The sequence below is a fragment of the Paracoccus tibetensis genome (genome assembly GCF_900102505.1).
Classification (GTDB): domain Bacteria; phylum Pseudomonadota; class Alphaproteobacteria; order Rhodobacterales; family Rhodobacteraceae; genus Paracoccus; species Paracoccus tibetensis.
The window spans coordinates 1-26476 of record NZ_FMVT01000009.1 but is presented as its reverse complement, the minus strand read 5'-3'; the positions used below and the strand labels follow the sequence as shown (position 1 = coordinate 26476).

The following is a 26476-nucleotide window of genomic DNA, read 5'->3' as shown; positions in this document are numbered from 1 at the left end:
GGGCGGCTTCCCATATGGGGGGCTGACGTGACCTTCGCCTTGGGAGGATGGCTTGGCCTATCAGAAGACTCAGGACGCGGTGGACCGGCTGACGCCGGAGCAGTACCGCGTGACGCAGGAGAACGGCACCGAGAGGGCCTTCACCGGTGAATACGACCACCATTTCGAGCCGGGCATCTATGTGGACGTCGTCTCGGGCGAGCCGCTTTTTGCCTCGAGCGCGAAATACAACAGCGGCTGCGGCTGGCCGGCCTTCACCAAGCCCATCGAGGGCAACGTGACCGAGCATCGGGACGTCAGCTACGGCATGGTCCGGGTCGAGGTGCGCAGCAAGCACGGCGACAGCCATCTGGGCCATGTCTTCCCGGACGGCCCGCGCGAGGCGGGCGGGCTGCGCTATTGCATCAACTCGGCCTCGCTGCGTTTCGTGCCCAAGGACCGGATGGAGGCCGAGGGCTATGGCGCATACCTCGCGCAGGTCGAGGAGGCGCATCATGGCTGAGCGCGCGGTTCTGGCGGGCGGCTGCTTCTGGGGCATGCAGGACCTGATCCGGCGGCTGCCGGGGGTCATCTCGACCCGTGTCGGCTATACCGGCGGCGACATCCCCAACGCGACCTATCGCAACCACGGCGATCATGCCGAGGGCATCGAGATCGTCTTCGACCCCGAGATGATCACCTATCGCCGGCTGCTGGAGTTCTTCTTCCAGATCCACGATCCCAGCACGCGCAACCGGCAGGGCAACGACATCGGCCGCAGCTATCGCTCGGCGATCTACTATGTCGACGCGGCGCAGAAGGCGGTGGCCGAGGAGACGATCGCGGACGTGAACGCCTCGGGCATCTGGCCGGGGCGCGTGGTCACCGAACTGGAGCCGGTGGGCGAGTTCTGGGAGGCCGAGCCGGAGCACCAGGATTACCTGGAGCGCTTCCCGAACGGCTATACCTGCCACTTCCCGCGCCCGGACTGGGTGCTGCCGCGGCGGGCGGCGGCGGAGTGATTGCGTCCCGCGACCGCCGGGGGGCTTCGCGCCCCCCGGACCCCCCGCGGGATATTTGCAGACCAAAGCAGGCGGCGGTGGCTCAGGTCACCGCCGCTTTTTCGTGGAAATGCGGCCGGTCCCAGCTGCCGGTCTGCAGGATCCGGGCAAGGATCTGCACGGCCTGGTCGACATCCTCGGCGCTGTTGTAGAGGGGGGCGAAGCCGAAGCGCAGGACGTCGGGGGCGCGGAAGTCGCCGATGACGCCCTGCGCGATGAGGGCCTGCATGACCGCGTAGGCCTGGGGGTGGCGGAACCCGACCTGCGATCCGCGTTGCGCGGGATCGCGGGGGGAGTTGAGGATGAGGCCGGGGCAAGACGCCTCGACGCCGGCGATGAACCGCTGGCTGAGGGCGATGGAGGCGGCGCGGAGGTCTGCCATCTCGACACCGTCCCAGACATCCAGCGCGGCCTCGAGCGCGGCGAGGGCGATGACGGGCGGGGTGCCGACGCGCATCCGCTCGATTCCGCCGGCGGGGCGGTAGGCGGGCTCGAAGGCGAAGGGGGCGTCGTGGCCCATCCAGCCCTGCAGGATCGGCGCGGCGGCCTTGGCATGGCGGGGGTGGGTCCAGATGAAGGCGGGGGCGCCCGGGCCGCCGTTCAGGTACTTGTAGGTGCAGCCGACCGCGAAATCGGCATCGGCGGCGTGGAGGTCCACGTCCACAGCGCCGGCGGAATGGGCGAGGTCCCAGACCGTCAGCGCTCCGGCCGCATGGGCGCGGGCGGTCAGCGCGGCCATGTCGTGGCGGCGGCCGGTGCGGTAGTCGACCTCGGTCAGCATGAGCACGGCGAGGCTGTCGTCGATGGCGGCCTCGACCTCGTCGGGCGTGACGACGCGGAGGGTGGCGCCGGTGGCCTGCGCCAGCCCCTCGGCCGTGTAGAGGTCCGAGGGGAAGTTGCCGCTGTCCGACAGGATCACGCGCCGGCCGGGGTTGAGGCGCAGGGCCGCGCTGATGGCCTGGAAGACCTTGATGGTCAGCGTGTCGCCCATCACGACCTCGCCCTGCCGCGCGCCGATCAGGCGGGCGAGGCGGTCGCCCACGCGGCGGGGCTGCTGATACCATCCGGCCTTGTTCCAGCCGGTGATCAGCATCTGGGCCCATTCGTCCCGCATCATCGCCGCCACCTTCTCGGCCGCTGCCACCGGCATCGGGCCGAGCGAGTTGCCGTCAAGGTAGATGATCCCCTCGGGCAGGTGGAAGGCTTTGCGGGTGCTGGTGAAATCGGTCATGGCGGGCTCCTCTTGACGGGACGCTAGCACCCGGCTTTCGTGGCCGAAAGGGGAGGAACGCGATGCTCTACCAGGTCACGGACTGGGACGACGCCTATGTGAACGGCGCCTATATCCCGAATGCCGACAGCTACCCGCCGCGTTGGGCCGAGGCGGCCGCCGCCTTTCGCGCGACGCATCCGTCCGAGCGGACGGGCCACGGGGACCGGCAGGGGCATCTGTTCCGGCCCGAGGGGACGGCGAAGGGGCTGATGGTCTTCATCCACGGCGGCTATTGGCTGCGCTTTCACCCGGACGACTGGTCGCATCTGGCGGCAGGGGCGCTGGCGGCGGGCTGGGCCTGCCTGATGCCCGGCTATCGCCTCGCTCCCGAGGCGCGGATCGCCGAGATGGTGCAGGAGGTGGCGGCGCAGATCGACGCGGCGGCGGGACGCATAAACGGTCCGATCGCCATCTGCGGGCATTCGGCCGGCGGGCATCTGGCGGCGCGCATGATCTGCACGGGCGGGCCGCTGCCCGAGGAGGTCGCGGCGCGGGTGAGCGCCTGCCTGCCGATCTCGCCGCTGACCGACCTGCGCGCGCTGATGCGGACCAAGATGAACGAGACGCTGCGGATCGACCCGGCCGAGGCGGCGGCCGAGAGCCCGGCGCTGCTCGAGCCGCGGCCGGGCATCCCGGTGACGGCCTGGGTCGGCGGCGCCGAGCGACCCGAGTTCCTGCGCCATGCGCGGCTTCTGGCGGATGCCTGGGCGGGGCTGGGCGCGCCGACGCGGCTGGTGGTCGATCCGGGGCGGCACCATTTCGACGTGATCGACCCGCTGGCACGGCCCGGCAGCGCGATGCTGCGCTGCCTTCTGGAGGGCGTCAGCCCGTGAACGCCCCCGGAATTGCTCCGGTGATCTGAAGCAGGCGCTGCGACGGGATCGGAAAGATGTGACGCGGCGTGCCGGCGGCGGCCCAGATCAGCTCGAACTCGGACAGGCGCGGGTCCCAGAAGGCGCGGGGCGGGGTCAGGTGGCCGAGCGGGGCGACCCCGCCGATGGCGAAGCCGGTCTCGGCCCGCACCAGCGCGGCATCGGCGGCGCCAAGCGGCTCGCCCGCGACGGAAGCGGCCTTCACCGGGTCGACGCGGTTGCCGCCGGCGGTCAGGAACAGGAGGACACGGCCGCTGCCCTCGCCGCGGAAGATGATCGACTTCGCGATCTGGTCCAGCGTGCATTCGGCCGCTGCCGCCGCCTCGGCCGCGGTGCGCGTGCTGGACGGCATCTCCACGATCTCGGCCGCCGCGCCGGCGGCCTGCAGCGCGGCGCGGACGCGCGCGAGGCTCTTGCTCATCTTCCTCTTCCCATCCGGGAACCCCTCGCCCTTCCGCAGGTTGTCACCCGCCCCTGAGGAGGTGCCATGGACCCGCAGGTCATCCCGCTCGACCTTCACCGCATGTTTCTGGGCGAGCAACCCCCGCTGTTCTATGTCGAGATCGCGCTGCGGACGATCATCATCTACGGCTACACGCTGATGATGATCCGCTGGATCGGCGGACGCGGCGTCGCGCAGCTGTCGATGGTCGAGTTCGTGCTGGTCATCGCCCTCGGCTCGGCGGTGGGCGACGCGATGTTCTATCCCGAGGTGCCGCTGCTGGCCGCCATGATGGTCATCACCCTGGTGGTGACGACGAACAAGATTCTGGACCGGATCATCGTCCGCTCGGACGGAGCCAAGCGCATCATCGACGGCAGCACGGTCGAGCTGGTGCGGGACGGGCGCATCCTGCCGCAGGGCGCGCAGCAACGCGACCTCGGCATGGCCGAGATCAAGACCATGCTGCGGATCGCGGGCGTGGTGAACCTGGGCCAGGTCGGCCATGCCTTCCTGGAATCGGGCGGCGGCCTGTCGCTGTTCCGGCTGAAGGAGCCGCAGCCGGGCCTGTCGCTCCTGCCGCCCGACAACCTCGCACAGCCCGGGTCGGAGAGCGCCCCCCTTGCAGAGGACGGGCAGACATGCTGTGCCGCATGCGGCGCTATGTCGGCGGCCCGTGCCGCCGCGCAATGCATGCATTGCGGCTGCGGGTCCTGGCGCAAGGCCGAGATGGCGGACCCGCGGATCGAGGCGCAGCCGAGCGGGCAGCAGGCATGAGAGAAGGAGAGGGACGATGAAGGTCTACACGCTCGTGGTCCAGCTTGGCCGCAGCACCGGGGACGGGCTTCCCGAGGATGCAACCGGGGCGGGTCTTGTCTGCTACGCCTCCGGCAATGACGAGGCCGAGGCCGTGCGCGAGACGGTCGCCATCCTCAAGCAGGCCGACATGGCCCCGCTGGACGTCACCGGCTACGGCACGCTGGAGGAACGGCTGGCCGAGGGGCACGAGATCGACGACGAGGAACGCGCCCTGATGCAGCGGGCGCTCGATGAGAATTCGGTTATCATCGCCCAGATGCAGCCTTGGTTCGGGGACGAGCCGACGGACGATCTGCTGCATTGATGCGCCCCCGCGGGCTATCCAAGGCGCTATCCATTCGCTAGTCTGGCTGCAATCATAATCAAGAGCAGTCACGAACAGGCGATCCACATGACCATGACCCGCATCTTTCTGTCCACCGCGCTGATCGGCGCCCTGGCCTCTTGCGCGACGCCGGTCTCGCGCATGCCCGCCGCCGGCCCCTCGGCGCCAGCCGCGGTGACGCCCTCTCCGATCCCGGCCGCCGCGCCGGGCGACGAGGCCGGCCTGCAGCGCTTCGTCCAGAACTTCCGCAGCCGCGCCCTGTCCTCGGGCATCTCCGCCGGGACCTATGACCGCGCAATGCGGCTCGCGCGCTACAACCCCGAGGTGATCCGCCTCGACCGCCGCCAGGCCGAGTTCTCGCGCCCGGTCTGGCTCTATCTCGACAGCGCGGTCTCCGACAGCCGCATCCAGACCGGCCGCCAGAAGAACGCCGAACTGGCCCGCACCCTGGCCGCCGTCGAGGCGCGCTACGGCGTGCCGCGCGAGATCGTGCTGGCGGTCTGGGGGATGGAATCGAACTTCGGCGCCAATCGCGGCCGGATGCAGATCATCCCCTCGCTCGCGACGCTGGCCTATGACGGGCGGCGGGGCGAGATGTTCCAGAACCAGCTGATCGCGGCGCTGCGGATCCTGCAGGCGGGCGACACCGCGCCCGAGAACATGCTGGGCAGCTGGGCCGGCGCGATGGGCCACACGCAGTTCATGCCGACCTCCTATCTGGAATATGCGGTCGACTTCACCGGCGACGGCCGGCGCGACATCTGGGCGGACGATCCGACGGACTCGCTGGCCTCGACCGCGAACTACCTGCGCCGGAACGGCTGGCAGCCGGGCCAGGCCTGGGGCGCCGAGGTGCAGCTGCCGTCCGGCTTCAACATGGGCCTGATCGGCAAGGGCACGCGGCGCAGCGACTGGAACGCGCTCGGCGTGCGGCGCATGGGCGGCGGCGCGGTGCCGGCCGGCAACGGCTCGATCATCATGCCGGCGGGGGCGCGCGGCCCGGCCTTCTTCATCGGCGACAACTTCCGCGCCATCCTGCGCTACAACAACTCGGACAACTACGCCCTCGGCGTGGCCTTTTTGGGCGAGCGGATCGCGGGGCGCTCCGGCATCCAGGGCAGCTGGCCGCGCAGCGACCGCCCCCTGTCCACCGCCGAGCGCGAAGAGATCCAACGCCGCCTCGCGCAGCGCGGCTTCTACCAGGGCGAGATCGACGGCCTCTTCGGCTCGGCCACGATGGAGTCGGTCTCGGCCTTCCAGCGCTCGATCGGCGTGACCCCGGACGGCTACCCGACCTCGGTGTTGCTGGACCAGCTGCGTCGCTAGACGCAGCCGTACAAGGCGCAAAAGGCGGCCCTCGGGCCGCCTTTTTCATTTCGGTTGATGGCGCTCAGGCGAGGTGCGGGCGGAACGTGCCCAGCACCTCCTCGTAGACCGCGCGCTTGAAGGGCACGATGCTGTCCAGCAGCGCCGCCGCGGTCATCCACTGCCAGCGGTCGAATTCCGGATGATCCGTGTCGATCCGCACCTCGGCGTCCTCGCCGAGGAAGCGCAGCAGCAGCCATTTCTGCTTCTGCCCGCAGAAGCGACCGCCCCAGGCCTGGCCCAGCAGTTCGGGCGGCAGGTCATAGGTGACCCAATCCGGCGTCTCGGCCAGAACCTCGACCGAGGCGGCCGGCACGCCCGTCTCCTCGACCAGCTCGCGCAGCGCGGCCTCGCGCGGGCTCTCGCCCGCGTCGATCCCGCCCTGCGGCATCTGCCAGGCCCCCGGCCGGTCGAGCCGCTGGCCCGCCCAGATCAGCCCTGCGCGGTTGATCAGCACCACGCCCGCGCAGGGCCGATAGGGCAGGCCGAGCGGGCCGGTTTCGCGCAGATCCGCGCCGTCAGCCATTCTGCCCCGCCGCAGCCCCGCCCGAGCCTTCGCCCGTGACCGCGGGCGTCGCCGCGGCCGGCACCTGCTCGGCGCGGAAGTTCACGGCGGCCAGGCCCTTCAGGATGTCGACCGCGTAGGCCAGCTGGTAGTCGTCGTCGCGCAGGGCCGAGGTCGCCTCCAGCTCGGCGGCCTCCTCCTCCATCTGCTGGCGCTCCTCGTCGCTGACATCGTTGCCGAGCGCGCCGCGCAGGTCCGCTTCCGAGCGGCTGAAGCTGCTCTGGCTGCGGGCTTCCTCCTCCTCGGTCGCGGCGGGGCGGCGGGGCTGCTGGACCAGGATGTCCGGCTGGATGCCGAGCGCCTGGATCGAGCGGCCCGAGGGCGTGTAGTAGCGCGCGGTCGTCAGCCGGATCGCGCTTTCCGAGGTCACCGGCATGACCGTCTGGACCGAGCCCTTGCCGAAGCTCTTCTCGCCCACGACGATGGCGCGGCGGTGGTCCTGCAGCGCGCCCGTCACGATCTCGGAGGCGCTGGCCGAGCCGCCGTTGATCAGCACGACCATCGGCTTGCCCTGCGCCAGATCGCCCATCTCGGCATTCCAGCGCTCGCTCTCCTCGGCGGCGCGGCCGCGGGTGCTGACGATCTCGCCGGCGTCGAGGAAGGCGTCGGACACGGCGATGGCCTGGTTCAGCAGGCCGCCCGGGTTGTTGCGCAGATCCAGGACGAAGCCGGTCACCCGCTCGATCCCGCCGGCCTCGGCCACCGACTTCTCCAGCTCGGCGCGCAGCGCGTCATAGGTCTCGTCGTTGAAGGTCGAGACGCGCAGGATTACCGCATGCCCCTCGACCCGGCTGCGGACGGCTGTCAGCTTGATCGTGTCGCGCGTCATGGTCAGGTCGAACGGCTCGCTCTCGCCCTGGCGCAGCAGCGTGATGGTGATCTCCGAGCCGACCGGCCCGCGCATCATGTCCACCGCCTGGTCCAGCGTCAGGCCCAGCAGCGATTCGCCGTTCACATGGGTGATGAAGTCGCCCGACTGCACCCCGGCCTCGGCCGCGGGCGTGTCGTCGATGGGCGAGACGACCTTCACCATCCCCTCCTCCTGGCTGACCTCGATCCCGAGGCCGCCGAAGCTGCCGCGGGTCTGGGTCTGCATGTCGGAATAGGCGTCGGCCGACAGGAAGCTGGAATGGGGGTCCAGCGAGGTCAGCATCCCGTTGATGGCGGCCTCGATCAGCGCCTTGTCGTCGGGCGCCTCGACATAGTCGCTGCGGATGCGCTCGAACACGTTGCCGAACAGCTCGAGCTGCTCGTAGATCGAGGCGTTGCGCCCCGCCTCCTGCGCGACGAGCGGGCCGGCCAGCTGCGTCGTGACCAGCGCCCCTGCCAGCACGCCGCCCAGTCCTGCGATCAGATAATGTCTCATGGCGGTTTTTCCTGCCTCAGTCCTGTTGGGGCTCGACGAAGGGATTCAGCACGAACCAGTCAGCCGGGTCCAGCGTTTCATTGCCTCGGCGCAGTTCCAGATAAAGCGACTCGGTCCGCCCGGCGGCACCGCCGCGCACCGCGTCCGAGACGAACTGCGCCCCGAATTCCTGCGCGGGCGCCTCGGCCCCTCCCATCAGCCCGACGGGATCGCCTGCCTGCAGCACGTCTCCCACCTCGCCGAAGACCTGCGCCATGCCCGCGAAGATCATAAGATAGCCGCGCGACGGCTCGACGATCATCACATTGCCGTAATCGAGGAAGGGTCCGCGGTAGCGGATTGTCGCAGGCCAGGGCGTCTGGACCAGCGCGGCCGGCGCGGTGGCGATGACCCAGCCCGGTCGAGGCACGCCGGCGGCGTCCGGCTCGTTGTAGGGACGCAGGATCGTGCCGACGGCCGGCAGGCGCAGGCTGCCCTGCGCGCCTTCGAAATCCTCCATCGGCGCGCCGACGTCCTTCTCCATCCGCGCGATGCCGCTGGCGAAGGCGTCCAGGCTGTCGGCGGCCTCGCGCAGGCTCTGCAATTCCTCGGGCTCGCCCTCGTAGCGCGTCACCATCGAGCTGCGGTCCCCGGCGGCGCTGGCCAGAAGCCGCCGCGCCTCCTGCACCGAGGCAAGGCCCGAGCCCAGCATCGCCGCCGCGCTGGCCTGCAGCTCGCGCACCGTCGCGATCTCGTCCAGATCGCCCTGCAGCGCCTCGGCCTGCGCGCGCAGGCCCGGCGTCACGTCGGACAGGATCATCGCCGAGCGGGCATTGGCGACCGCGCCGGCCGGATGCAGCAGCATCGTGCTTTCCGGGCTCTGCTGAAGCGCCGTCATCGCGCCCAGCACCTGCGCCAGCTGCGAGCGCTGCGCCTCGAAGCGCCCGCGCAGCTCCAGCTCGCGCGCATGGGCCTGGCGCAGCCCCTCGCGCAGGGCCGAGAGGCCCAGCTCGTAGCCGCGGATCACTTCGGTCAGGGCGACGACCTGGTCATCGGCGCTGACGGCCTCGGCCAGCTGCGACAGCGCGGCGCGCAGCAGCGCGGCCGCCGCCTCGGCATCGGCCACGGCGCGGGTGGCGGGGCTGTCCTCGGCCATCGGCTCGGTCAGGTCGTCCACGGTGACAAGCGCGTCGGTGTCGACCTCCTCGACCTCGGGGACGGCCTGCCCCAAGGCGGGCAGCGCCAGCAAGAGGGCGCAGGCGACGACAGGCAGGATCGAACGCGTGTTCATGAGCGGATCAGGCTCCGGCCGGTCATCTCGGCGGGGGGTTCCAGGCCCATCAGCGCCAGCACCGTCGGCGCGAGGTCCGCCAGGCGGCCGTCGCGCAGGTCCGCGCCCGCCGGCCCGCCGAACAGGATCACCGGCACCGGGTTCAGCGTGTGGGCGGTGTGCGGCCCGCCCGTCTCGGGGTCGATCATCTGCTCGCAATTGCCGTGATCGGCGCAGATCAGCGCCGCCCCGCCCGCCTGCCGAAGGGCCGCGATCATGCGCGACAGTCCCTCGTCCACCGCCTCGCAGGCGGCGGCGGCCGCCATGAGGCTGCCGGTATGGCCGACCATGTCGGGATTTGCGAAGTTCACGACGATCAGATCGTAGCCCGCGGCGATGGCCTCGACCAGCTTGTCGGCCACCTCGTCGGCCGCCATCCGCGGCGCGAGGTCATAGGTCGCGACCTTGGGGCTGGGGGCCATGTAGCGGTCCTCGCCCGGCTCGGCGGCCTCGCGGCCGCCGTTCAGGAAGAAGGTCACGTGCGGGTATTTCTCGGTCTCGGCCAGGCGCAGCTGGCGCAGCCCCTGCGCCGCGACGAAGGCGCCGAGCGTGTTCTGCACCTGCTGCTTGGGAAAGACCGCCCGCATGAAGAGATCGTGCTGCGCGCTGTAGTCGACAAGGCCCAGAAGCGCCGACCATTCGGGCCGGTCCGGGACGTCGAAGGCCGCGAAGGCCGGATCGCCGATGGCCGACAGGATCTCGCGCGCGCGGTCCGCCCGGAAATTGAGGCAGAAGAAGCCGTCGCCGTCCTGCGCGCCGTTGTAGCCGTCGATGACGAAGGGGGGGATGAACTCGTCCGTCTCGCCGCGCGCCCAGGCCGCCGTGACGGCGGCTGCGGCATCCGGCGCGTCCTCGCCCTGCCCCAGCACCATCGCGCCATAGGCGCGCCGCACCCGCTCCCACCGGTTGTCGCGGTCCATCGCGTAGTAGCGGCCGATCACGGTGCCGATGCGGGCGCCAGGCGGCAGGCCGGCCTGAAGCTGCGCGATGAAGCCGTCCGCCGATCGCGGCGGCACGTCGCGCCCGTCGGTGATCGCGTGGATGACGACGGGCACGCCCGCGTCCGAGACCGCCCGCGCGGCAGCCAGAAGATGCACCAGATGCCCATGCACCCCGCCATCCGAGACGACGCCCATCAGATGCGCCGTGCCGCCCGAGGCCCGCACCCGCGCCGCGAAGTCGACGAGCGCGGCGTTCCGCGCGAAGCTGCCGTCCTCGATCGCAAGGTCGATCTGCCCCAGGTCCATCGCCACCACCCGGCCCGCGCCGATATTGGTGTGCCCGACCTCGGAGTTGCCCATCTGCCCGCGCGGCAGGCCGACATCGGGGCCGTAGGTGATCAGCGTCGCGTTCGGGCAGTCGCGCATCAGCCCGTCGAAACAGGGGGTGCGGGCCTGGTCCGGTGCGCTCTGCTCGGGCCGGTCCGAGATGCCCCAGCCATCGAGGATGCACAGGACGACGGGTTTGCTCATGTCTGCCTCGCGGTTTTTCCCTCCTTACGCCTGCGGCGGGCGGGCGGCAACCAAGGCCGCAAGCGCCGGCAAGCGTCAGGCGCGGTGATAGGGCGAGCCGGCGAGGATCGTCGCCGCGCGATAAAGCTGCTCGGCCAGCATCACCCGCACCAGCATGTGCGGCCAGACCATGCGGCCGAAGCTGATCTGCCAGTCGGCCCGGGCGCGCAATGCAGGGTCCAGCCCGTCCGCACCGCCGATGAGAAAGCAGATGTCGCGGGCCTCGTCCCGGTGGCGGGCCAGGCGCGCGGCGAAATCCGGCGAGGTCGGCTGCTCGCCCCGCTCGTCCAGCATCACCAGAAGCGCGCCGGGCGGGGCGGCGCGGCCCAGCAGCTCGGCCTCGGCCGCCATGCCGCCGCCCTTGCGGTCGTCCAGCTCGGTCAGCTGGACGGGCGGCAGGCCGAGGGCGCGGCCGGTCTTGGCGAAGCGGTCGAGATAGTCGGCGACAAGCGCCGCCTCGGGCGACGTCTTCATCCGCCCCATGGCGGCGATGTCGATCCGCATCCGCCTAGGGCTGCGGCTGCGCGATGTCCGGGCGGGCCGTCTCGCGCAGGCGGGTCAGCGCGTCCGCGGGCATCCACATCTTCTCGAGCTGGTAGAACTCGCGCACTTCGGGGCGGAAGACGTGCACGATCACGTCATCGGTGTCGATCAGGACCCAGTCCCCGGCATCCTTCCCCTCGATCCGCGGCGTGCGGCCGGTCGCCTGCTTGACCCGCTCGGCCAGCTTCTCGGCGATGGCGCCGACCTGGCGGGCGCTGCGGCCCGAGGCGATGACCATGTGATCGGCGATGGCCGTGCGGCCGCGCAGGTCGATGCTGACGACGTCCTCGGCCTTGTCGTCATCGAGCGAGTTGAGCACCAGGGTCAGCATGGGATCGGCCGCGGCAGCGGCACCTTCGGGGGTCATGGCCGGCCCACCGGCCGACGAGACGTCTTGTGACAGGGTATTATCCTCCGGTCGTCGCGCCGATCTCCCCGGCGCAGGGATGATCCAAAGATAGACATGTTTTCCCTCCATCTCAATCACCGGGCGCGGATTTCCCCGGCCTGCCCGGCCGCGGCCCTTGCCAGAAGGCCCGTGCTGGCGTAGCGTCCGGGCCATGATGCGCTATTTCGACATCCACGACCGCGCGCGCCTGCCGCAGCGCTTCTACGGCGAGACGCTCTGCGTGACGGCAAGGGGCTGAGCGTCCGGGTCGTTCCGGCCCCGCCTCGCCATGCCCGCCTCACAGCCGAAAGACATCAGCCATGACACAGCACGCCGGCGCGCCGCGCACGCTCTACGACAAGATCTGGGACGCCCATGTGGTCGATCGCCAGGATGACGGCACCTGCCTTCTCTACATCGACCGCCACCTCGTCCACGAGGTGACCAGCCCGCAGGCCTTCGAGGGGCTGCGCATGACCGGCCGCAAGGTCCGCGCCCCCGAGCGGACCATCGCCGTGCCCGACCACAACGTGCCCACCACCTGGGACCGCGAGACCGGAATCGACAACGAGGAAAGCCGCATCCAGGTCGACGCGCTGGACCGCAACGCGCGCGAGTTCGGGGTGCATTACTACCCGGTCAACGACATCCGGCAGGGAATCGTGCACATCGTCGGGCCCGAGCAGGGCTGGACCCTGCCCGGCATGACCGTGGTCTGCGGCGACAGCCACACCGCGACGCACGGCGCCTTCGGCGCGCTGGCCCACGGCATCGGCACCTCCGAGGTCGAGCATGTGCTGGCCACGCAGACGCTGATCCAGAAGAAGTCGAAGAACATGAAGGTTGAGATCACCGGCCGCCTCGCCCCCGGCGTCACCGCCAAGGACGTGGTGCTGGCGATCATCGCCAAGACCGGCACCGCGGGCGGGACCGGCCATGTCATCGAGTATTGCGGCGAGGTGATCCGCAACCTCTCGATGGAAGGGCGGATGACCATCTGCAACATGGCGATCGAGGGCGGCGCCCGCGCGGGCCTCATCGCGCCGGACGAGGTGACCTTCACCTACGTCAAGGGCCGCCCCCACGCGCCGAAGGGCGCGCAGTGGGAGGCCGCGGTGGCCTGGTGGAAGACCCTCTTCTCGGACGAGGGCGCGCAGTTCGACAAGGTCGTGACCCTGCGCGGCGAGGACATCGCGCCGACCGTGACCTGGGGCACCTCGCCCGAGGACGCGCTGCCGATCACCGCCCGCATCCCCGCCCCCGAGGATTTCACCGGCGGCAAGGTTGACGCAGCGCGCCGCTCGCTCGACTACATGGGGCTGACCGCCGGCACGCCGCTGACGGACGTGACCATTGACGCGGTCTTCATCGGCTCGTGCACCAACGGCCGGATCGAGGACCTGCGCGCCGCCGCCGACGTGCTGCGCGGCCGCAAGCTGGCCAGCGGCGTGCGCGGCATGGTCGTGCCCGGCTCGGGCCTGGTTCGCGCGATGGCCGAGGAGGAAGGTCTGGACGTGATCTTCAAGGAAGCGGGCTTCGAGTGGCGCCTGGCCGGCTGCTCGATGTGCCTCGGCATGAACCCCGACCAGCTGGCGCCGGGCGAACGCTGCGCCGCGACCTCGAATCGCAACTTCGAGGGGCGGCAGGGCTACAAGGGCCGCACCCACCTGATGAGCCCCGCGATGGCGGCGGCGGCGGGCGTCGCCGGCCACCTGGTCGATATCCGCGAATTTGCGGCACAGCCGGCCTGAAACCATGAAGGTCCTCGGCCTCGACGGCTGCAAGGGAGGCTGGATTGGCATCGTCACCGACCCGGCCTTCGCAGCGCCGGCCGTGATCGGCGGCAGCGACCTCGGCACCCTGATCGCTGCCAGCGGGGCCGAGGTCGCGGTCATCGACATCCCTTTGGGACTGAGCGCCAGCGAGCCCGCCCGCGCCTGCGACATCGCCGCCCGCGCGGCGATGCGCGGCAAGGCCGCGTCGGTCTTCAACACCCCGGTCCGGGACGCGCTTGCGGCGGATGACTATGCGGCCGCGCTGGCGGTGAACCGGCGCCTCTCGGGCAAGGGCTTTGCCAAGCAGGCCTGGGGCATCGTGCCGAAGATCCGCGAGGCCGATGTCGTCGCCCGCCGCTGCGCCATCCCGCTGCGCGAGGGGCATCCCGAGCTGTCCTTCACCCTCGCCAATGGCGGCACGCCGATCCTCGCGCCGAAATCATCGGCGGCCGGGCTGTTCCTGCGGCTGCAGGTTCTGGCACGGCTCGGCCTTCGGCTCGAGCGGCTGGACCTTGCGGGGATGCCACCCGGCGCCGCGGCCGACGACCTGGCCGATGCCGCCATCATGGCCTGGTCCGCAAGCCGCCTGGCCGGCGGGCGGGCCGCGCTCTATCCACCCACATCCACATGCGACGCCTTCGGCCTGCCCATGCAGATGGTCGCCTGAGCCTCGCCGCACCAAGGAGCACCCATGGACAAGTTCACCACCCTGACCGGCATCGCGGCGCCCATGCCGCTGGTCAACATCGACACCGACATGATCATCCCCAAGCAGTTCCTGAAGACGATCAAGCGCTCGGGCCTCGGCGTGAGCCTCTTCGACGAGATGCGCTATGACCGGGACGGGAACGAGATCCCCGACTTCGTGCTGAACAAGCCGGCCTATCGCGACGCGCAGATCCTGGTCGCGGGCGACAATTTCGGCTGCGGCTCCTCGCGCGAGCACGCGCCCTGGGCGCTTCTGGATTTCGGCATCCGCTGCGTCATCTCGACCAGCTTCGCGGACATCTTCTTCAACAACTGCTTCAAGAACGGCATCCTGCCCGTCGTCCTGCCGCAAGAGGCCGTGGACGCGCTGATGCGCGATGCCGAGAACGGGGCGAATGCCCGCCTGACCGTCGATCTCGAGACGCAGACGGTCACCGGTGCGGACGACACGGCCTACCGGTTCGAGATCGACCCCTTCCGCAAGCATTGCCTGCTGAACGGGCTCGACGACATCGGCCTGACGATGGAGCGGGCGCCGGCCATCGACAGCTTCGAGACGCAGATGGCGCAGGCGCGTCCTTGGATCTGAAGCCGCTCGCGCTGGCCCTTCTTCTGGCCGCGCCCGCCGCGGCCGATCCGCTACGCCTTGCCACGTGGAACCCCGGCCTCTCGCGCGAGGGGCCGGGGCTCTTGCTGCGCGACATCGAGGCGCGCGATCCGCAGGTCATGGCCGCCGCCCAGATCATCGCGGTCACCGCGCCCGATGCGATCCTGCTGACGGCCTTCGATTGGGATCTCGACGGCCGCGCGCTCTCGGCCTTCGCCGCGCTTCTGGCCGAGGCGGGCCACCCCATGCCGCACCTGCTGGCGCCGCGGCCGAACAGCGGGATGCCGACCGGCCTCGACCTCGACGGCGACGGCCGGCGGGGGCAGCCGCGCGATGCGCAGGGCTACGGGCGCTTCACCGGGCATGGCGGGATGGCGCTGCTGTCGCGCCTGCCGCTGGAGGCGGTGACCGACCACAGCGGCTTTCTGTGGCGCGACCTGCCGGGCCACCGCATGCCGGCCCTGCCGCCCGAGGCCGCGCCGCTGCAACGCCTCTCAAGCACCGGGCATTGGGACGTGACGCTGCGCACGCCGGGCGCCCCGCTGCACCTCCTGGCCTTCGCGGCCACGCCCCCGGCCTTCGAACCGCGCAACATCGCGCGCAACCACGACGAAACCGCCTTCTGGCTGGGCCACCTGCCCTCGGAGCCGTTCGCGGTGATCGGCAACCTCAACCTCGACCCGGCCGACGGTGCCGGCGACCCGGCCGCCTTCGACAGGCTGCTGGCCCATGTGCAGGACCCGCTGCCCCGCAGCACCCGCAGCCCGCAGCCGGACGGCGCCGATGCCGGCCAGTCCGGCGATCCGCAACTGGACACGGCCGAGTATCCCGCCCCGACCGGCAACCTCAGGCTGGACTACATCCTGCCGTCGCTGGACGTCACGGTCAGCGGAAGCGGCGTCCTCTGGCCGGACCCGCCGGACCCGCTGGCAGAGCTTGCGGCAAAGGCCTCGCACCGGAAACTGGTCTGGATCGACCTCGAGCTTCCCGCGCCTGCAGAGGCGGCGCGCAACTGACGGTCGCTGCAACCCTTGCCGCCATGCGAGTGCCCCTTCTACGGCTGCCCGATAGCGCCCGGCCTCGCAGAGACTGCCGCAGCCATGGTACGCAGGGTTTGCGTCCATCTTTGTGGTGACCTGATCCTCCAGTCCGGCTTCGCACCCGCTTCGGGCACTCAGCTTGGCGATCTTGTCGCCGAGCGCGCCAGCCTGCTCACTCCGCTGCCTTTCGCGCCGCGCGAACGGCCCGCTGGTGCAGGTCCGCAAGCGCCTCGGCCCGGCCGAACTCCCGCGCGGCCTGCTTCTGCATCTGCCGGAACCGCGGCTCGATCTGGCGCAGCTCGCGATCGGCACGCGTCAGCTCGCGGGCTGCGCGTGCGGCCTGCGCATTGGCCATCCGCGCCTCGGCAACGCTCAGTGGCGCCTCGGCGGCATAGCTCTGCGCCATGGCGGCGCGCGAGGCATCCACCCGGCCCTGTGCCGCATCCACATGGGCCTTGAAGGCGGCAAGCTTCTTCAGCTCCAGCTCGGCGCGAAGTCGCGCCGGGCGCTCGAGCGCGGCAAGCGCATCGGGTTTCATGCCAATGCCCCTACCATCCAGCCTTCGCCTTCTGACGCATCTTCTCGGCGAAGCGGATGGCCGTCGCGACCGCGGCGAAATGCTCGCGCCGGATTTCCTGGCCGATCTTCACCTCGGCGTGGATTGCGCGCGCGCAGGGCGGGTCGGACCAGATCGGCACGCCATTCTCGCGCGCCTTGGCGCGAATGCGGGCGGCCACCTCGTCGGTTCCCTTGGCCACGCAGACCGGCGCCTTGCCGGAGCCCCGCTTCCATTGCAGCGCCACCGCGTAATGCGTCGGGTTGACGACAACCACATCCGCCGAGGCGACATCGGTCAGCATCTGCTTCATCGCCAGGTCGACCGCCCGCTGCCGCCGCGCCGCCTTCAGATGCGGATCACCCTCCGAGTCCTTGAACTCGTCCTGCATTTCCTTCCGGCTCATGCGGTTCTTGCGGCGGTGGTCGAACCATTTCCACAGCATGTCCGGCGCCGTGAACACCACCGAGACCGCCAGCGCCAGAAACAGCACCTGCCGCAGCACCGTGCCAAGGGCCGTGATCCATGCCTCGCCCGAAAGGGCGGAGGAGACGATCCGGTCCAGCAGCATCGAGAACAGGAACCATCCGCCCGCGCAGACGAGGCCTACCTTCCCCAGGCTGATGACGAACTGCACCATCCCGTCGCCGCCGAACTTCTGCCGCGCGTTCTTGATCGGGTTGATCCGCTTGATGTCGAATGCCAGCTTCTCGGGCGAGAAGATCAACGCGCGCTGCGCGACAAGCCCGACCAGGATCAGCACGGCCGGCACGACGGCCAACAGCGTGATCGCCGCGCCGGCATATGCGGCGACGGACCGGCCTAGCGCGAAGACGCCCCCCAACGGCCATCCATCGGCGCCCATCGCCCGGCTCGCCATCGAGAGCCACTGACGGATGGCGAAGATCGCCGCGAAGCCGAAGGCCACGCAGGCGCCAAGATACATCGCCGCGGCGTTCAGCTCGGTCGAGCGGGGAATGTCGCCCTTCTCGCGGGCGCGCTGCAGCTTCTGCTCGGTCGGATCGAACTGCTTGTCGTCTTGCTCTTCGCTCATCACGGCACCGGCAGCACGAAGGACAGGACGCGATCCGCCCAGATCGCGACCAGCAGCGGCGCCAGCACCGCAAGCGCCGCAAGCGCCAGCATGATCGAGGCCGGCGCGCCGATGAAGATCACGGGAAGCGCGGGCATGACGCGGTTCACCACGCCGGACAGGGCCTGGAAGAGGAAGCCGCCGATGGTGAATGGCGCGGCCAGCATCATCGCCAGCAGGAAGCTGTCGCGCACCATCCGCAAGCTGTTGTCGGCGAAGTATTCGGCATCCGGCAGCGCCGCCGGCGGCCAGAGCTGGAGGCTGTCCGCGATCAGCTGGACCACCATGACCGGGTAGCCCATCACCATCAGCAGCGCGATCCCGCCGAGATGCAGGAGGTTGCCGATGGGATGCGGCGCGGCCTCGTTCTGCACGCCCATGATCTGAGAGAGGGAGGCAGTGGCGGCGATGGCCGTCGTCGCCACGTCCAGCGCCAGCGCCAGGAGCCGAAGCAGCATCCCGGCCATCAGCCCCAGCACCAGCTGCACCGCAACCTGACCGGCAAGGGCCGGAACGGTGTCAGGCATCGTCATGGCCGCGTCAGGTTCGGTCAGCAGCGGGGTCAACACGACCGCCAAGCCGACCTTGAGGCGCGCGGGAAGCACCCGCTCGCCCAGGCCCGGCAAGACCAGGATGAAGGCCTGCACCCGCAGGTAGACAAGAACCATCGGCCAAGGCAGGGGTGGAACGGCTGCCAGCAGCTGCTCCATCATGCCGCCTCGATCGTGCCGAGAAGACGCAGCTCGGCGGCCGGATCTACCTCCTCGAGCCCAAGCACGGGCGCTGAGATACCGTTCGCGCCCATGAGGGCGCGGACCATCCGCCGCCGGTGGTCTGGCACCACGATCACGCTGCGCGCCAAGGGATCCGTCTGCGCCATCGCCTTCCGCGTGGCCTCGAGAAGCCGCCCCGACAGGGCCGGCGTCATCGCGCCGCCACCGGCGCGTCCGGTCTCGGCATCGGCGCGGACGAACTCGGCCTCCCATCCGGGATGCAGCTGCAGCGCAGAGATCGCGCCCTGATCGTCCGAGAACTGCTGCGTGATCTGGCCCCGCAGCCGCTTGCGGACGAGCTCGTACACCGTCTCGGCGGACTCGACGCTGCGGAACTCGCAGACCGCGTCGATGATCAGCGGCAGGGCGCGGATCGACACCTTCTCGTCCAGCAGCGCCCGGAGGACCGCAAGCAGCAATTCGGGCGTCACCTTCTCGGGGATCATGCTGTCGAGGTACTTGCGGTAACGCTCGGCCCGCGTCGTGTCCGAAAGATTCTTCAGCTCGTCCAGCTGGCGCTGCATGGCAGCCAAGGTCATCAGCGAGGAAAGGTTGGCCTTGACCACCTCCATCAGATGCGTCGATAGGACCTCCATCGGGGTGACGACGGTTGCGCCCAATGTGGCCGCCTCGTCCTGCTCATCCGGCGTGATCCAGCGGGCAGGGCTGGAATAGACGGGTTCGCGCACGGCGGTCCCGCCGATCTGGGCAAGAAGCTGGTCCGGACCCAAGGCAAGCACCTGCCCCGCAATCAGCCGGCCGCGGCCCCGGACGACGCCCTGGACGCGGATCTGGTAGTCCGAGGGCATCAGGTCGTCCGTGTCCGTGATGCGGACGTCGGGCAGGATCAGGCCGTAGCTTCGCGCGATATGGATGCGCAGGTTGGTGATGCGGCTTCCAAGGCCGCGCCCCTGATCAAGGGCCATCAGGACGAGGTCCGCGCCGATCTCGACGCTGATCTCGTCGGTGTCGAGGACATCGCCGATGCGCGCGGCGGGCCGGGCATCTTCGTCCGACACGGGCAAGTCTGCGGCCAGATCCTCCACAGTGGCACGGCGCCGCGCGAGCCTGAAGGCCAGCCCGCCCATCAGGAGGGCGAGCGAGAAGAACACAAGGCGCGGCATGCCAGGGACCAGCCCGATCACCACCATCGCGGCGGCCACCATGGCGGCCGGCTGCCAAGTGCGAGTGAATTCGGTCGAGAGGAGCTGCGCCGTGGTATCCGTCGCCCCTCCGCGCGAGAGGAGAAGCGCGGCGGCCATCGAGGTGATCAGGGCCGGGATCTGGCTGACGAGCCCGTCGCCGATCGTCAGGTGGGAATAGGTCGCGGCGGCCTCGCCGATGGCCATGCCGTGCACGGTCACGCCGACGGTCAGGCCGATGATCAGGTTGATCAGCGTGATCACGATCCCGGCCACCGCGTCGCCCTTGACGAATTTCGACGCGCCGTCGAGCGAGCCGAAGAAGCTGATCTCGCGCTGCTCCTGGATCCGTCGCCGCTTGGCCTCCTGATGATCGATGGCGCCGGCGTTCAGGTCGCCATCGATGGCAAGCTGCTTGCCCGGCAGCGAGTCCAGGGCGAAGCGGGCCGCAACCTCGGCCATCCGGCCGGAGCCCTTCGTGATCACCATGAAGTTTACGACCGAAATTACCGCGAAGACGGTGATGCCGACAAGGATCGAGCCCCCGGCGACGAAGTCGGCAAATCCGTTGATGACCTGACCCGCTGCCTGCTTCCCGTTCTGCCCCTCGGTCAGGATGAGACGGGTCGAGGACACGTTGAGCGAGAGGCGGATGACCAGGCTGACCAGCAGCAGGACAGGGAACGCCTGGAAGTCGGTCGGCTTGTCCACCAGCGACGCCATCACCAGGACCAGTGTCGCCGTCGCAATCGAAAGGGCGATGCCGACATCCAGGACGCCGGCCGGCAAGGGCACCACCAGCGAGATGACGACCAGGACCAGCCCGCCCGTCACCAGCAGCGGTGCGTCGAGCAGCTTGCCCGGCTTTCGGGACAGCGGCTGGACGGGCGTCATTCCGAAACCTCCTCGGCATTCGGCGCGAGCAGCAGGTCGGCGGCAGGCCATGGGGCGCCTGTCATCAGCCCGATGCGCCTCAGGTACGCAATGACGCGAATGCGGTCAGCCGGCTCCAGCGCCAGCAACTCGAGGCGCGTGTCGCGGGGCAGGCTGCGCCCCTCGAGCAGAATCCGCGTCGCGTCCTCCATCAGCCGCTCGGCCGCGCCGGGCGTCGGCGCGGTCGTCGCATCGGTCGCAAGGACCGTCAGGAGCACCAGGCTGGCCAGGGTCATCATGCCGCTTTCTTGAGGTCCCTGAGCGCCGTCTCCAGCGTGTCGAAGGTGGGACGGACATGTTCCGGCACGGCCTGCCGCCCCACCTCGACGCAGAGGTTCGTGGCGTGCTGGTGCAGTCCGGCGACGAGAACCGATTTCACGACGTCGTAAAAGCCCATGTCCTGCTTGACGACGCTGCCGAGGCGATTGGCGAGCGGCGCGACGAAGCCGTAGGAGAGAAAGACGCCGAGGAAGGTGCCGACCAAGGCGCCGCCGATCATCTTGCCCAGGACTGAAGGCGGCTGGTCGATCGAACTCATCGTCTTGATGACGCCCAGAACCGCCGCGACGATCCCGAGTGCCGGCAGCGCGTCCGCCATCGTCTGGAGGGCATGGGGGACGTGCATCTCCTCCTCGCGCAAGACCGCGATGCGGCGCGACAGCATGTCCTCGACCTGGTAGGGATCATCGTAGTTGAGGCTGGCCGATCGCAGCGTGTCCGCGATCAGCGACACAACGTCGTGGTCCTTCTGGATCTTCGGATAGAGGCTGAAGATCGTCGATTCCGACGGGTTCTCGATGTGCTGCTCGAGGCCGACCGGGTTCTCCCGGGCGATCTTGAGAAGCTGGAACAGCAGGCACAGAACGTCCTGGTGGTCCTGCGCTGTCCAGCGCGGACCCTTGAAGGCGCGAATGATGCCGCCGACCGTCGCCTTGAGGACGTGGGTGTCGTTGCCGAGCAGGTAGGCGCCGATGGCGGCGCCCATGATCATCATCATCTCGAAGGGCAAGGCGTGCAGGATCACGCCCATCTTGCCGCCGGCCAGCAGGTATCCCCCGAAGACCATGGCAATCGTGAAGACGATACCGATTATCCCGAACATGAGCCTCTTCCTATCGTGTGCGGACGCTGCGCGCGCCCATCTGTGCGGTCAGCAGGGCGGCCTGGCGGGGCTCGACGGCCGCGATGATCTTCGCGCCTGTCTGCGGCTGCACCCGCATCAGGATCTCGGCTGCGAAATCTGCGGGCAGGTTGCTGAGGATCGCCGCGGCCTCGGCCGGCTTCATCTGGTCATAGACGGCGATCAGGCGGTCGATATCGGTCCGCACCGCGCTGGTGTCCGCTTCACGTTGGTTGCGGCTGCCGTCCTTCTGCGCCTTCAGCTCGGCCAGGCGCTGGCGCAGCGTGGCCTCGGCCTCGGCAATCTCGGTCTTCCGGACCTCGAGGGCGGCCATGTACCGCTCGATTCTCAGCGCCCGGTCCCGCAGTTCCTCGGCCAGGACGACGGCCTCGGGAACGTCGGTGCAGCCTTTCAGCAGGTCCTCCTCGGCCGCGACGGCAGCGAAGAGACGCGATGTGTCAATGTCGAGCATCGCGAGCGCGCTGGCAGGAAGCAGGAAGGCCGCTGCGAGGTACCGTGGCAGCCGCCTACGCATCCGCCATCTCCTGGCGCTTGCGCAGCCTGCGGGCGGCAGGGGCCGGTGCGACGGGGCTGGCCGGCGCCGGAGCGGGGCTCAGCGCGGCGTCGGCGATCTTCTGGCGCAGGTCCCAGAGCGCGCGTTCGTGCCGCGCGGCCTTGATCTCCTCCGAGAGGGCGCAGCTGGCTTCGGTCGCCTCTGCCCGGGCGCTGCGGATGGCCTGTTCCAGCCGGTCCACCTCGGCCGCCATGACGGCGATCGCGCCGCCCAGACCTGATTCCAGGTCGTTCAGCCGCCGCAGCCGGCGCGCGAGCATGATGCAGAAGATGGCCAATCCGACGGAAGCCATCAGCAACGCCACCTGGAGAAGATGCTCGTAGGTCATTTGAAACGGAACTCCGTGATCAGGATGTCCTTGACGGGCGCCTCGCCCAGCACCATCCGCGCCCGCGTCACCAGTTCGGCGCGGATCACCTCGAGCACACCGCGCTTGTCGTAGGCTGCGGGATCGATCCCCGCGAGAAAGGTCGTGAAGCTGTCGGACACGCGCGGCATCAGGTGGCTGATGGTCGCTTGGCCTGCCTGGTCCGTCTCGATGCTGGCCGCGAGGATCAGGCTGCGGCTGCGCCCGCCCGGCACCAGCACCTCGATGACCGGGACGTTCACAAAGACGACGGCGGGCAGCGGATGCTCGGGCGGCGGCGCCTCTTTGCTGCTGCCGAGGAAGTCCTTGGGCGACCAGACGCGGAAATAGACCGACCCGAAGCCGGCCCCGCCAAGCACGAGGGACAACACCAGCGGCACCAGCAGGCCACGGCGTCGGGGCGGGTTTTCATCGGGCGCAACGGCGGCCTCGGTCATGGTGATTCTCCGTCCTGATGGGAACGGAATAGCACCCCCCTCCTAACCAATTCTTAAGTCGCGCCATGGCAGATGGGGTGACGGATGATTGAGCTGATTCGAAAGGACGGGTTTTGCAAAAATTGCAGGACTACTGGAACGAGCGAAGCTCGCAGCAGAAAGCGCTTCTGGGGGCCGCGTTCCTGGCCACCTTCCTTGTCATCTCGGGCCTTGCCTGGCTGGCGAACCGGCCGGGCATGGCGCTGATCTATGGCGGGCTTGATGCGGCGCAGGCGGGGGACGTCATCGCCGGGATCGAACGGGCGGGCGTCGTCTACGAGGTTCGGGGAGATGCGATCTATGTCGATCAGGCGCATCGTGATCGCCTGAGGATGGATCTGGCCGCGCAGGGCCTGCCCGCGCCCAGCAGCACCGGCTACGAGCTTCTGGACGGGCTGTCGGGCTTCGGCACGACCTCGCAGATGTTCGATGCCGCCTACTGGCGCGCGAAGGAGGGCGAGCTTGCGCGGACGATCCTGTCGCACCCGAACGTGAAGACCGCGCGCGTCCACCTGGCGATCGAGACGGGGCGCGGCTACCGGCGCGACCAGGGCGGCAGCGCCTCAGTGACGCTGACGACGGGCGGAGCCGCGGTCACGCGCGAGCAGGCGGCGGCCCTGAAGTACCTGGTTTCGTCAGGCGTGCCGGGCCTTACCCCTGATCGGGTCACCGTCATCGACACGCAGCGCGGCATCGTGGCTGCGACCGAGGCGCAGACCGGCTCGGATCGGGCAGCCGAGATGAAGCGCAACGTCGAGCGAATCCTCGAGCCGCATGTGGGTCTCGGCAACGCCATTGTCGAGCTGAACCTCGACATCGTCACGGACGCCGAACTGGTAACCGAGCAACGCTTCGATCCCGAGCAACGGGCGATGATCTCGCAGGTGATCGAGGAAACCTCGGATCAGAGCAACTCGACCGGGGCAGGCCCGGTCACGGCGGCCTCCAACCTGCCCGACGCGCAGGAGCAGCCCGGCGACAGCTCGCAGAGCAACCGCTCGGAAAACCGCCAGCAGGCCAACTACGAGGTGAGCCGCGTGACCCGCGAGGTGACGCGGCAGCCCGGCGCGACGCGCAGGTTGACCGTTGCGGTCCTTGTGAACGGCGTGCCGCAGACCGACGCGCAGGGCGCGGTGACGCTGGTCCCCCGAACCGAGGCGGAACTGGCGACGCTGCGCGAGCTCGTCGCCTCGGCCGTGGGTTTCGACGAGGCGCGCGGCGATCAGCTCACCGTGAAGTCCCTGCCCTTCGCCGCTCTTGGCGCCGAGGGGACCTCGGCCGCACCCGGCCTGCTGGACCGGCTCGACATCGGCAGCCTTCTGCGGGTGCTTCTGGTCGGCCTCTTCGCGCTGGCCTTCGTGCTTCTGGTTCTGCGGCCGATGATGCGCGGAAGGTCCGAACCTGCCGCGGCCGACGCGGCAGCCCCGCAAATGCCGCAACTCGACACCAGCCTGCCGCCGCTGCCCGCGCTGGACGGAATGATCGACATGGGCGAGCCCAGTCTTGGGCCGGAGCCCTTCTTCTTCCAGCCCGAGCCGATGGGGGGCGACCCGCTGGCGCTGCCCTCGGCCGATCCGGTCTCGCGCCTGCGCAGCATGATGCGAGAGCGCCATGAGGAAAGCGTCAAGATCCTCTCGGGATGGATCGCCAACAAGGAGAACGCAAATTGACCGCCGCCATCCTGAAACTCGAATCCTTCGACCGACCGCCGGTCGCGCAGCCGACGCCCGAACAGGCCTTCGACCGTGACGATCTGGACCAGGCCTTTGCCGATGGCTTCGCCGCAGGCAAGGCCGAGGCTGACGAGGCGCAGATGTCGCGCCTCGAGACTTGCGTCGCGCAACTGTCGGAGCTGCTGCGCGAGGACGAGGCCCGTCGCGATGCCCTACGCGGCGAGGCCGTGGCCGCGCTGAGCCCGATCCTCACGCACATCCTGGATCTGATGGCGCCCGCCAGCCAGTCCCGCCGCCTCGAGGAGACGCTGCTTGCCGAACTGGTGCGCATCGCCGGTCGCTCAAGCCCGCTCAAGGCACGCATAACCTGCGCGCCGCCTCTGCTGGGCATGGTGCAGCGCTGCCTGGAACAAGTGACGGACACGCCGATCGAGATCGATTGCCGCGAGGATGCCGAGCTGTCGATCCGCCTCGAAGGCGGGCGCATCGACATCTGCCCGGACCGCGCGGGGCGCGAGATCGCCGCGCTCATCGCCGAGATCAACGAGGAGAACCAAGAATGGACGCATTGAGCAGCCTTATCAACACCGACAGCATCGAGGTCGAGGTCACCATCCGCCTCGGCCGCACCCGGCAGACGGTGGCCCAGCTCAGCATGATGAAGCCCGAGGATGTGCTGGTCCTGGACCAGCCGATTGCGGACGGAGTCGAGATCTGTGTCGGAGAGAAGGTCATCGCCCGCGGCGAGCTGACACATGACGCCAGTGGCGAGGATCGGCTCTGCGTCCGCGTCCTGGGTGCGGTGGGCCTGTCGTGAAGCCTCTGCTTGCAGCCGCGGGTATGTGGCTGCTGATGGCGGGCGGAGCATTCGCGCAAGGCCTCCCCGGAACTGAGGCCCTGGCCGAGGGGCTGGGCCAGAACGCCATCCTGCTGATGGTCGGGCTGACCCTCCTCTCGCTCGCTCCGGGCATCGCGGTGACGATCACGGCCTTCCCCTTCATCGTCACAGTCCTGTCGATCCTGCGACAGGCGATCGGCTTGCAGCAGTCGCCGCCCAACATGCTGATCGTCAGCCTCTCGGTCTTCCTGACCTGGTTCATCATGGACCCGGTGCTGCGCGAGGCGTGGCAGGTCGCGGCGGTACCGCTGCAGGAAGGGCGCATCGGGATCGCCGAGGCTCTGGAGGCAGGGGTCGCCCCGTTCCAGCGGTTCATGCTGGCCCGCGCCGACACCAGCACCCTGCAGGCGCTGGCCGAGATCGCGCCGGGTGGACCTGCGGCGGCCGCGGATCGGCTTTCGGTCCTGGTCCCCGCCTTCATGCTGTCCGAAATCCAGCGCGCCTTCGAGATCGGGTTCCTGGTGGCGCTTCCCTTCCTCATCATCGATCTCGTGGTGTCGGCGGTGCTGATGTCGATGGGGATGATGATGGTTCCTCCGGTCGTCGTCTCGCTGCCCTTCAAGCTCGCCTTCTTCGTGGCAGTCGATGGCTGGGGGATGATCGCGGGCGCGCTGGTGCGAAGTTATCAGTGAACCATGCGAACCCTAGGAGCCGATCGAACTAAGACCCTTTATCTGTCGCGTCGGCGTGCCGTACCTCCGACACGGTGCTGACTGAGAGCTGCAACGGGCGGCGCTTCACGCGCAGTCTTGATGATGGCGCGCTCCGTCCGCGGCGTCGCAATCCCGCTAATCACCTTCACAAATGCCCGACTGGCTGCGTGCGCTAGGCGGTCCCGAGGCGCGGGGTGCCTCGTTTGCGTTGAACAACTACCTGGTGTCGCTGCGGGCGGCGGAGGATCATATCGGGGCGGTGCTGGGTTG

At 69.5% G+C, this 26476-nt stretch carries 31 protein-coding genes; 14 read left to right on the top strand and 17 right to left on the bottom strand.

Going from position 1 to position 26476, the window contains the following annotated elements; all coding sequences use genetic code 11:
- Positions 1-52 precede the first annotated feature (52 nt).
- Both msrB and msrA read left to right on the top strand, forming a co-directional pair.
- Positions 53-502, top strand: coding sequence for a peptide-methionine (R)-S-oxide reductase MsrB (gene msrB / locus BLP73_RS13170; RefSeq protein ID WP_090745408.1), 450 nt, complete (start codon positions 53-55; stop codon positions 500-502).
- The gene (msrA, locus tag BLP73_RS13165; protein WP_090745405.1) at positions 495-1001 is read left to right on the top strand and encodes a peptide-methionine (S)-S-oxide reductase MsrA; all 507 of its coding nucleotides are present in this window, start codon (positions 495-497) and stop codon (positions 999-1001) included. Before msrB ends, msrA begins: the two co-directional genes overlap by 8 nt.
- A gap of 82 nt (positions 1002-1083) precedes the next feature.
- Here the strand turns inward: msrA and kynU are convergent, their stop codons facing one another.
- Entirely contained in the window at positions 1084-2271 is a 1188-nt protein-coding gene (gene kynU, locus BLP73_RS13160) for a kynureninase (protein WP_090745402.1), read from the bottom strand.
- Positions 2272-2333: 62 nt separating this feature from the next.
- Between kynU and BLP73_RS13155 the strand changes: the two genes are divergently transcribed.
- Positions 2334-3146 (top strand): alpha/beta hydrolase, encoded by an 813-nt coding sequence (locus tag BLP73_RS13155; protein WP_090745399.1) that lies wholly within the window; start codon positions 2334-2336, stop codon positions 3144-3146.
- On the opposite strand, the gene BLP73_RS13150 is transcribed toward BLP73_RS13155, so the two are convergent.
- Entirely contained in the window at positions 3136-3606 is a 471-nt protein-coding gene (locus tag BLP73_RS13150; RefSeq protein WP_090745396.1) for a YbaK/EbsC family protein, read from the bottom strand. The two genes, BLP73_RS13155 and BLP73_RS13150, sit on opposite strands and share 11 nt — an antisense overlap.
- A gap of 66 nt (positions 3607-3672) precedes the next feature.
- Between BLP73_RS13150 and BLP73_RS13145 the strand changes: the two genes are divergently transcribed.
- The 3 genes from BLP73_RS13145 to BLP73_RS13135 all read left to right on the top strand — a co-directional run bounded on the left by BLP73_RS13145 (position 3673) and on the right by BLP73_RS13135 (position 6097).
- The gene (locus tag BLP73_RS13145) at positions 3673-4404 is read left to right on the top strand and encodes a DUF421 domain-containing protein (RefSeq protein ID WP_090745393.1); all 732 of its coding nucleotides are present in this window, start codon (positions 3673-3675) and stop codon (positions 4402-4404) included.
- Positions 4405-4420: 16 nt separating this feature from the next.
- Complete coding sequence (locus BLP73_RS13140; protein WP_090745390.1) at positions 4421-4750, top strand: hypothetical protein; 330 nt, start codon at positions 4421-4423, stop codon at positions 4748-4750.
- 87 nt (positions 4751-4837) lie between these two features.
- Positions 4838-6097, top strand: a complete 1260-nt coding sequence (locus BLP73_RS13135; RefSeq protein WP_090745387.1) for a lytic murein transglycosylase — start codon at positions 4838-4840, stop codon at positions 6095-6097.
- A gap of 64 nt (positions 6098-6161) precedes the next feature.
- Here BLP73_RS13135 and BLP73_RS13130 read toward each other — a convergent pair whose 3' ends face one another.
- The 6 genes from BLP73_RS13130 to rsfS form a co-directional block, all read right to left on the bottom strand.
- The gene (locus BLP73_RS13130) at positions 6162-6662 is read right to left on the bottom strand and encodes an RNA pyrophosphohydrolase (protein ID WP_090745384.1); all 501 of its coding nucleotides are present in this window, start codon (positions 6660-6662) and stop codon (positions 6162-6164) included.
- Complete coding sequence (locus BLP73_RS13125) at positions 6655-8067, bottom strand: S41 family peptidase (protein ID WP_090745381.1); 1413 nt, start codon at positions 8065-8067, stop codon at positions 6655-6657. The genes BLP73_RS13130 and BLP73_RS13125 overlap by 8 nt, the downstream gene beginning before the upstream one ends.
- 16 nt (positions 8068-8083) lie before the next feature.
- The gene (locus BLP73_RS13120) at positions 8084-9337 is read right to left on the bottom strand and encodes a murein hydrolase activator EnvC family protein (protein ID WP_090745379.1); all 1254 of its coding nucleotides are present in this window, start codon (positions 9335-9337) and stop codon (positions 8084-8086) included.
- On the bottom strand, positions 9334-10848 hold the full coding sequence (gene gpmI / locus BLP73_RS13115; protein WP_090745376.1) for a 2,3-bisphosphoglycerate-independent phosphoglycerate mutase: 1515 nt from the start codon (positions 10846-10848) through the stop codon (positions 9334-9336). Before gpmI ends, BLP73_RS13120 begins: the two co-directional genes overlap by 4 nt.
- 75 nt (positions 10849-10923) lie before the next feature.
- Positions 10924-11391 carry a 23S rRNA (pseudouridine(1915)-N(3))-methyltransferase RlmH gene (rlmH, locus tag BLP73_RS13110; RefSeq protein ID WP_090745372.1) on the bottom strand — a complete coding sequence of 156 codons (468 nt, stop codon included), beginning with the start codon at positions 11389-11391 and terminating at the stop codon, positions 10924-10926.
- A 4-nt stretch (positions 11392-11395) separates the two neighbouring features.
- Positions 11396-11797 (bottom strand): ribosome silencing factor, encoded by a 402-nt coding sequence (gene rsfS / locus BLP73_RS13105; RefSeq protein WP_090745368.1) that lies wholly within the window; start codon positions 11795-11797, stop codon positions 11396-11398.
- 341 nt (positions 11798-12138) lie between these two features.
- Between rsfS and leuC the strand changes: the two genes are divergently transcribed.
- The 4 genes from leuC to BLP73_RS13080 are packed head-to-tail and all read left to right on the top strand — an operon-like array spanning position 12139 to position 15924.
- On the top strand, positions 12139-13569 hold the full coding sequence (gene leuC / locus BLP73_RS13095; RefSeq protein WP_090745361.1) for a 3-isopropylmalate dehydratase large subunit: 1431 nt from the start codon (positions 12139-12141) through the stop codon (positions 13567-13569).
- A gap of 4 nt (positions 13570-13573) precedes the next feature.
- Entirely contained in the window at positions 13574-14260 is a 687-nt protein-coding gene (locus tag BLP73_RS13090; RefSeq protein ID WP_090745358.1) for a DUF429 domain-containing protein, read from the top strand.
- 24 nt (positions 14261-14284) lie between these two features.
- On the top strand, positions 14285-14890 hold the full coding sequence (leuD, locus tag BLP73_RS13085; RefSeq protein WP_090745355.1) for a 3-isopropylmalate dehydratase small subunit: 606 nt from the start codon (positions 14285-14287) through the stop codon (positions 14888-14890).
- On the top strand, positions 14881-15924 hold the full coding sequence (locus tag BLP73_RS13080; protein WP_090745352.1) for an endonuclease/exonuclease/phosphatase family protein: 1044 nt from the start codon (positions 14881-14883) through the stop codon (positions 15922-15924). The genes leuD and BLP73_RS13080 overlap by 10 nt, the downstream gene beginning before the upstream one ends.
- A gap of 196 nt (positions 15925-16120) precedes the next feature.
- Here BLP73_RS13080 and BLP73_RS13075 read toward each other — a convergent pair whose 3' ends face one another.
- From BLP73_RS13075 to BLP73_RS13035, 9 genes are read right to left on the bottom strand one after another with little or no spacing between them, the layout of a single operon-like run.
- A complete protein-coding gene (locus BLP73_RS13075) occupies positions 16121-16486 on the bottom strand; it encodes a hypothetical protein (RefSeq protein ID WP_090745349.1) in 366 nt (121 codons plus the stop codon).
- A 10-nt stretch (positions 16487-16496) separates the two neighbouring features.
- A complete protein-coding gene (gene flhB / locus BLP73_RS13070) occupies positions 16497-17558 on the bottom strand; it encodes a flagellar type III secretion system protein FlhB (RefSeq protein ID WP_090745346.1) in 1062 nt (353 codons plus the stop codon).
- Positions 17558-18307, bottom strand: coding sequence for a flagellar biosynthetic protein FliR (locus tag BLP73_RS13065; RefSeq protein ID WP_217630692.1), 750 nt, complete (start codon positions 18305-18307; stop codon positions 17558-17560). Before BLP73_RS13065 ends, flhB begins: the two co-directional genes overlap by 1 nt.
- On the bottom strand, positions 18307-20406 hold the full coding sequence (locus BLP73_RS13060) for a flagellar biosynthesis protein FlhA (RefSeq protein WP_090745340.1): 2100 nt from the start codon (positions 20404-20406) through the stop codon (positions 18307-18309). Before BLP73_RS13060 ends, BLP73_RS13065 begins: the two co-directional genes overlap by 1 nt.
- Positions 20403-20681, bottom strand: a complete 279-nt coding sequence (locus tag BLP73_RS13055; protein ID WP_139165960.1) for a hypothetical protein — start codon at positions 20679-20681, stop codon at positions 20403-20405. The genes BLP73_RS13060 and BLP73_RS13055 overlap by 4 nt, the downstream gene beginning before the upstream one ends.
- Positions 20681-21547: a flagellar motor stator protein MotA gene (gene motA, locus BLP73_RS13050; protein ID WP_090745334.1), complete on the bottom strand. Its 867-nt coding sequence runs from the start codon at positions 21545-21547 to the stop codon at positions 20681-20683. The genes BLP73_RS13055 and motA overlap by 1 nt, the downstream gene beginning before the upstream one ends.
- Positions 21548-21557: 10 nt before the next feature.
- Entirely contained in the window at positions 21558-22037 is a 480-nt protein-coding gene (locus BLP73_RS13045; RefSeq protein ID WP_245686668.1) for a MotE family protein, read from the bottom strand.
- A gap of 55 nt (positions 22038-22092) precedes the next feature.
- Positions 22093-22467, bottom strand: coding sequence for a hypothetical protein (locus BLP73_RS13040; protein ID WP_090745328.1), 375 nt, complete (start codon positions 22465-22467; stop codon positions 22093-22095).
- A complete protein-coding gene (locus BLP73_RS13035) occupies positions 22464-22943 on the bottom strand; it encodes a flagellar basal body-associated FliL family protein (RefSeq protein WP_090745326.1) in 480 nt (159 codons plus the stop codon). The genes BLP73_RS13040 and BLP73_RS13035 overlap by 4 nt, the downstream gene beginning before the upstream one ends.
- Positions 22944-23056: 113 nt before the next feature.
- On the opposite strand from BLP73_RS13035, the gene fliF reads away from it, so the two are divergent.
- From fliF to fliP, 4 genes are read left to right on the top strand one after another with little or no spacing between them, the layout of a single operon-like run.
- Entirely contained in the window at positions 23057-24652 is a 1596-nt protein-coding gene (gene fliF / locus BLP73_RS13030; protein ID WP_090745323.1) for a flagellar basal-body MS-ring/collar protein FliF, read from the top strand.
- Positions 24649-25227, top strand: a complete 579-nt coding sequence (locus tag BLP73_RS13025; protein ID WP_090745321.1) for a hypothetical protein — start codon at positions 24649-24651, stop codon at positions 25225-25227. Before fliF ends, BLP73_RS13025 begins: the two co-directional genes overlap by 4 nt.
- The gene (locus BLP73_RS13020; RefSeq protein WP_090745318.1) at positions 25215-25472 is read left to right on the top strand and encodes a FliM/FliN family flagellar motor switch protein; all 258 of its coding nucleotides are present in this window, start codon (positions 25215-25217) and stop codon (positions 25470-25472) included. The genes BLP73_RS13025 and BLP73_RS13020 overlap by 13 nt, the downstream gene beginning before the upstream one ends.
- 35 nt (positions 25473-25507) lie before the next feature.
- Positions 25508-26185 (top strand): flagellar type III secretion system pore protein FliP, encoded by a 678-nt coding sequence (gene fliP / locus BLP73_RS13015; protein WP_245686680.1) that lies wholly within the window; start codon positions 25508-25510, stop codon positions 26183-26185.
- Positions 26186-26476: the final 291 nt, after the last annotated feature.

Bases quoted from the DNA above. Each gene is read 5' to 3' on its own strand.
- BLP73_RS13145 (WP_090745393.1), top strand. From the start codon at position 3,673: ATGGACCCGCAGGTCATCCCGCTCGACCTTCACCGCATGTTTCTGGGC.
- BLP73_RS13155 (WP_090745399.1), top strand. From the start codon at position 2,334: ATGCTCTACCAGGTCACGGACTGGGACGACGCCTATGTGAACGGCGCC.
- motA (WP_090745334.1), bottom strand. From the start codon at position 21,547: ATGTTCGGGATAATCGGTATCGTCTTCACGATTGCCATGGTCTTCGGG.
- leuD (WP_090745355.1), top strand. From the start codon at position 14,285: ATGGACAAGTTCACCACCCTGACCGGCATCGCGGCGCCCATGCCGCTG.
- BLP73_RS13060 (WP_090745340.1), bottom strand. From the start codon at position 20,406: ATGACGCCCGTCCAGCCGCTGTCCCGAAAGCCGGGCAAGCTGCTCGAC.
- BLP73_RS13090 (WP_090745358.1), top strand. From the start codon at position 13,574: ATGAAGGTCCTCGGCCTCGACGGCTGCAAGGGAGGCTGGATTGGCATC.
- gpmI (WP_090745376.1), bottom strand. From the start codon at position 10,848: ATGAGCAAACCCGTCGTCCTGTGCATCCTCGATGGCTGGGGCATCTCG.
- BLP73_RS13045 (WP_245686668.1), bottom strand. From the start codon at position 22,037: ATGCTCGACATTGACACATCGCGTCTCTTCGCTGCCGTCGCGGCCGAG.
- rsfS (WP_090745368.1), bottom strand. From the start codon at position 11,797: ATGACCCCCGAAGGTGCCGCTGCCGCGGCCGATCCCATGCTGACCCTG.
- BLP73_RS13065 (WP_217630692.1), bottom strand. From the start codon at position 18,307: ATGGAGCAGCTGCTGGCAGCCGTTCCACCCCTGCCTTGGCCGATGGTT.
- BLP73_RS13140 (WP_090745390.1), top strand. From the start codon at position 4,421: ATGAAGGTCTACACGCTCGTGGTCCAGCTTGGCCGCAGCACCGGGGAC.
- flhB (WP_090745346.1), bottom strand. From the start codon at position 17,558: ATGAGCGAAGAGCAAGACGACAAGCAGTTCGATCCGACCGAGCAGAAG.
- BLP73_RS13135 (WP_090745387.1), top strand. From the start codon at position 4,838: ATGACCATGACCCGCATCTTTCTGTCCACCGCGCTGATCGGCGCCCTG.
- BLP73_RS13020 (WP_090745318.1), top strand. From the start codon at position 25,215: ATGGACGCATTGAGCAGCCTTATCAACACCGACAGCATCGAGGTCGAG.
- BLP73_RS13075 (WP_090745349.1), bottom strand. From the start codon at position 16,486: ATGAAACCCGATGCGCTTGCCGCGCTCGAGCGCCCGGCGCGACTTCGC.
- BLP73_RS13130 (WP_090745384.1), bottom strand. From the start codon at position 6,662: ATGGCTGACGGCGCGGATCTGCGCGAAACCGGCCCGCTCGGCCTGCCC.
- leuC (WP_090745361.1), top strand. From the start codon at position 12,139: ATGACACAGCACGCCGGCGCGCCGCGCACGCTCTACGACAAGATCTGG.
- BLP73_RS13035 (WP_090745326.1), bottom strand. From the start codon at position 22,943: ATGACCGAGGCCGCCGTTGCGCCCGATGAAAACCCGCCCCGACGCCGT.
- msrA (WP_090745405.1), top strand. From the start codon at position 495: ATGGCTGAGCGCGCGGTTCTGGCGGGCGGCTGCTTCTGGGGCATGCAG.
- BLP73_RS13120 (WP_090745379.1), bottom strand. From the start codon at position 9,337: ATGAACACGCGTTCGATCCTGCCTGTCGTCGCCTGCGCCCTCTTGCTG.
- BLP73_RS13040 (WP_090745328.1), bottom strand. From the start codon at position 22,467: ATGACCTACGAGCATCTTCTCCAGGTGGCGTTGCTGATGGCTTCCGTC.
- fliP (WP_245686680.1), top strand. From the start codon at position 25,508: ATGGCGGGCGGAGCATTCGCGCAAGGCCTCCCCGGAACTGAGGCCCTG.
- BLP73_RS13150 (WP_090745396.1), bottom strand. From the start codon at position 3,606: ATGAGCAAGAGCCTCGCGCGCGTCCGCGCCGCGCTGCAGGCCGCCGGC.
- BLP73_RS13055 (WP_139165960.1), bottom strand. From the start codon at position 20,681: ATGACCCTGGCCAGCCTGGTGCTCCTGACGGTCCTTGCGACCGATGCG.
- rlmH (WP_090745372.1), bottom strand. From the start codon at position 11,391: ATGCGGATCGACATCGCCGCCATGGGGCGGATGAAGACGTCGCCCGAG.
- kynU (WP_090745402.1), bottom strand. From the start codon at position 2,271: ATGACCGATTTCACCAGCACCCGCAAAGCCTTCCACCTGCCCGAGGGG.
- BLP73_RS13125 (WP_090745381.1), bottom strand. From the start codon at position 8,067: ATGAGACATTATCTGATCGCAGGACTGGGCGGCGTGCTGGCAGGGGCG.